The sequence below is a fragment of the Lunatimonas lonarensis genome, from assembly GCF_000390185.1.
Lineage (GTDB): Bacteria > Bacteroidota > Bacteroidia > Cytophagales > Cyclobacteriaceae > Lunatimonas > Lunatimonas lonarensis.
Genome location: NZ_AQHR01000039.1, coordinates 1 through 3,507 on the forward strand (window position 1 = coordinate 1; position 3,507 = coordinate 3,507).

Annotated in this window: 6 protein-coding genes; 3 read left to right on the forward strand and 3 right to left on the reverse strand. The window is 49.0% G+C overall.

What is annotated here, in order from left to right:
* The gene (locus ADIS_RS23655) at window positions 1–159 is read left to right on the forward strand and encodes a transposase domain-containing protein (protein WP_010853254.1); all 159 of its coding nucleotides are present in this window, start codon (window positions 1–3) and stop codon (window positions 157–159) included.
* Between the two features lie 238 nt (window positions 160–397).
* Here the strand turns inward: ADIS_RS23655 and ADIS_RS23385 are convergent, their stop codons facing one another.
* Genes ADIS_RS23385 through ADIS_RS23395 form a run of 3 tightly spaced genes read right to left on the reverse strand, consistent with a single transcriptional unit; the run spans window position 398 to window position 1,525 of the window.
* The gene (locus ADIS_RS23385) at window positions 398–790 is read right to left on the reverse strand and encodes a reverse transcriptase domain-containing protein (RefSeq protein WP_238325379.1); all 393 of its coding nucleotides are present in this window, start codon (window positions 788–790) and stop codon (window positions 398–400) included.
* A 26-nt stretch (window positions 791–816) separates the two neighbouring features.
* A complete protein-coding gene (locus ADIS_RS23390; RefSeq protein WP_051113261.1) occupies window positions 817–1,104 on the reverse strand; it encodes a hypothetical protein in 288 nt (95 codons plus the stop codon).
* Entirely contained in the window at window positions 1,094–1,525 is a 432-nt protein-coding gene (locus ADIS_RS23395; protein WP_010853256.1) for a reverse transcriptase family protein, read from the reverse strand. Before ADIS_RS23395 ends, ADIS_RS23390 begins: the two co-directional genes overlap by 11 nt.
* A gap of 936 nt (window positions 1,526–2,461) precedes the next feature.
* Between ADIS_RS23395 and ADIS_RS04965 the strand changes: the two genes are divergently transcribed.
* Entirely contained in the window at window positions 2,462–2,677 is a 216-nt protein-coding gene (locus tag ADIS_RS04965; RefSeq protein ID WP_035804751.1) for a hypothetical protein, read from the forward strand.
* On the forward strand, window positions 2,667–3,074 hold the full coding sequence (locus ADIS_RS04970; RefSeq protein ID WP_035804754.1) for a putative toxin-antitoxin system toxin component, PIN family: 408 nt from the start codon (window positions 2,667–2,669) through the stop codon (window positions 3,072–3,074). Before ADIS_RS04965 ends, ADIS_RS04970 begins: the two co-directional genes overlap by 11 nt.
* Window positions 3,075–3,507 lie beyond the last annotated feature (433 nt).

Here is a 3,507-nt window from a genome sequence, read left to right on the forward strand (position 1 = left end):
ATGATCTATTCCCTGTTTGCCACCTGCAAACTGCACCAGGTCAACCCATATGAATGGCTCCTTGATGTGCTCAGGAAAATCAACGATCCCGAATACGGGGGCAGGTTCTCAGACCTGCTGCCTCACCGATGGAAAAAAAATACCTCAACATCTGCCTAAACCAACAAGGGGGATAACCGACTGCTTACCATGAATTCGTCCCTCATTTCTTAGCCACTCGTCGAGTGATTTCAGCTTTGCGGAGATACTGCCCCGATAGCTATCGGGGGGTAATTGTTTACCCATCCCCGCCACACTTCTGCCAGCTTCCGTAACCTTTCCTCGAAACTGTACGGTCTGGTCTTCTTGGTGATCTGCTTGAGTTTGCGTTTGAGAGAGTCCCAGCTGTTCTTTTTCACTACCAGCCCCGCGCGCAGGCTGGCTCCTCGCTGAAATCTTTCACCGAAAGATTTTCTGACGCTCGGCCCTCCCTTGACCCCTTTCTCGTATGTCGGGACAAATGCATGTCCCAACAGCTCGAAATCGGATGGTCTTCGGATTCCGCAGCACTGCGTGCGCCCCCTTCGCACTCCCGTGCTCGGGCGTCCCTGTTTATGGGCAACCTGAGCTTGTCCCTCAGGAAGAGGTAAATCTCGTTGCCTACTTTCCTGGCCTCCTTCTTTGACTTGGTGTAGATACTGAAGTCGTCCGCATAGCGGACGTATTTCAGGTTTCTCCGTTCCAGTTCCTTGTCCAATAAGTCCAGAAGGATGTTGGACAGTAACGGGCTGAGTGGCGAGCCTTGCGGCACGCCTTTTATTCACGTGGGGTTTGTTTTTATCGGTGTTCATGAATTCCGCTACGCTCCATTTCAACGTTTGTGCAGTTTTCCGTTGATCTGGATGGGTGCACGTAGCCATTTCCGGATGAGCCGCAGTGCCTGTCCCGCCATGCGGGAGTGGTCGGACATTTTACCCGTTGGTAGATCAGTTGGAGCAGTAAAGAGTGGTCAACCTCGTCAAAGAACCCTTTGAGGTCGATGTCCACAATGTCCTGATAGCCATGCCACCCGCTGCCCGGCTCCTTCGCTAACCCCGACAGCTGTACGGGGGTCCTAAGGGACATTTTCTTTACGCTCGGCCCTATATTTCAGGGACTGTGTTACCGCCTTGTGGATGTTCTTTTCGGGGCGGAAGCCGTAGCTGTGCTCCTCGAACGTGAGTTCGTACTTGGCCATCAGTACCTGGCTTACCGCCTGTTGTAGCCACCTTTCCACTGCTGTGGGAACCCCCAATAATCTGGTTTTTCCGTTGTTCTTGGGGAGCCCCCACGGCCCGGCCCGAAGCTCCCGCTTCGTCCCCCCCTTGATAGGTTGAGGTACGTACGTGTGGTTCAGGATGGAAGTGGCAATCCTGTCCCTGTTGTTTTCCAGGTAGGAAAACAGTTCGGTGACCTGCATGCCGTCCACCCCTGCCGAACCCTTGTTCCGCACTACCTCGCGGTAGGCTTTGTAGAAGTTCTTACGGTTGAGTACTTTTTCTATCATAGCTAAATCTGTTAAGCTCCCCCACTGCCCGGCCCCTCGCTAAAATCTTCCACCGGAAGATTTCTTAACGCTCGGCCCTTCTTAGGGTGGGGCTGCCCCTATATGGTGCTCCCCATCGAATTTGGACGTAATCCAGCGTTCAGTCTCCCTACTGCGTCGGGACATGCTTCCACTGGTTTGTGAGACCGTCAGGGATATGGTTTCGGCAGTCCCTGCTCGTTGCTCCAGTTACTATGACCTACTGTTGCCACAGCACAAGTCTGCTGACTTCTTGGCGCATAAAAACCGAATCCGTTCCAACCCACCCTGCAGGCTGGCCCTTCGCTAAAAATATCCACCGGATATTTTATTAACGCTCAGTCCTCCGGGTAAGGGCATATTCCTTCCCCCAATATCCACTGGATCTACCGGACAGGTACTTGGTGGTTTCCCACCCTTTGGACGTCAGTATGCTGTGTTACCTCATCCCCCCGATAGCTATCGAGGGCTGCCAGGCCTCAGTATCCAGCACTACGTGCGTCCCCTTCGCACTCCCGTGCTCGGGCATGTTCGTTGGAACCGGGGTTTGCAGTCTCGCTGCTAGCATATCCTGAGACTCCAGGGCTTCCTACCCCACCCTGCCCTGACACGGTCAGGGTTACCCCCGCGCGTAAGGGATGCTGAGAAATGAGCACAGGCATTGCACCCTCTGGAATATTATGGTATCTTCGATACCAGATCCCATGCCGGGCACACACAGCACCTTGGAAGACAGCGGACGGAATAGAATAAAAGAAGATTTAGTATCTTTAACAAGTTAGGAGTAGGCAGGAAGCGAACGGCTCCGAAAGCCCACCGTCTCCGAGCCTATCTGCCAGGCAGGCTGAATCACGTTGTGGTGCATGAAAAAATGACCGTCGATTTAAAAAAATCGTATCTTTAAGAAAGATTAAAAAAATGGAAACTATTAGAGTTGATATATTGAATCCTAAGGCCAAAGCCCTTTTGAAAGACCTGGCAAATTTGGATTTGATAAGGATTAAGAAAGACAAATCTGAGAATGCTTTTTTTGAAGTATTGAAAAAATTTAGGAGTAAGTCAGATGAAGCCCCAAGTTTAGAAGAAATTACTAAAGAGGTTGAAGCAGTCCGCAAAGCCCGGTATGAAAAATAGAAGGGTAATTTTAGATACTAATCTGTGGATTAGCTTTCTGATCTCCAAAAGACAAAAGGAATTGGATGTCCTTCTTGAATCTGGAGCAGTGACCCTAATATTTTCCCAAGAATTGCTTGAAGAGTTTTTAGAGGTTTCGGAACGGTCCAAATTCAAAAGATTTTTTAAAAAATCAGAGATCAAAACACTACTGACCCAAATCGAGACTTTTGGGGAATTAATAAAGGTGGAATCAAAAATCAATGAATGCAGGGATCCAAAAGATAATTTCTTATTGAGTCTGTCAATTGATGGTAAAGCAGATTTCTTAATAACAGGAGATTCTGATTTATTAGTATTAAGTAAGATAGAAAACACACAAATTGTGTCTTGGACTGAATTCATTTCTCAAGAATAAAAAAAACACGACACCACAATCGAGTGGCCCGACCTGAGCTAACCAGCTCAGGTTGTGGCCCTCACTATTTATCCCGACCCTCGGGACCACCGGAGTGCGACAAGTAGTCACTTTGATAACTGTTTGACGTTCAATGAACGATTAAAACTTGTGTTCCATCACAGGTAGCCTATGGATACATGCATTTCTGGCCACGGGATTGTGCGGTGCTATCCGGACAATATAGCCCATAAAGGGATGCTGCGAAGAATACCTGTTGCTCACCAACCTCAGGTGCGGGGAAGTCATGGGTATGGTCAACATAGGTGAACTGTCCTGTAAATGTCGTGACGTGTAGACAGCGAAAGACGTTGACCCGCTGTGACCAAAGCGGTAAGGGGTATAGTTGGTGTTTTGGCCCCTAAATTAATCGGACGTAAAATAGTTTAAAAAC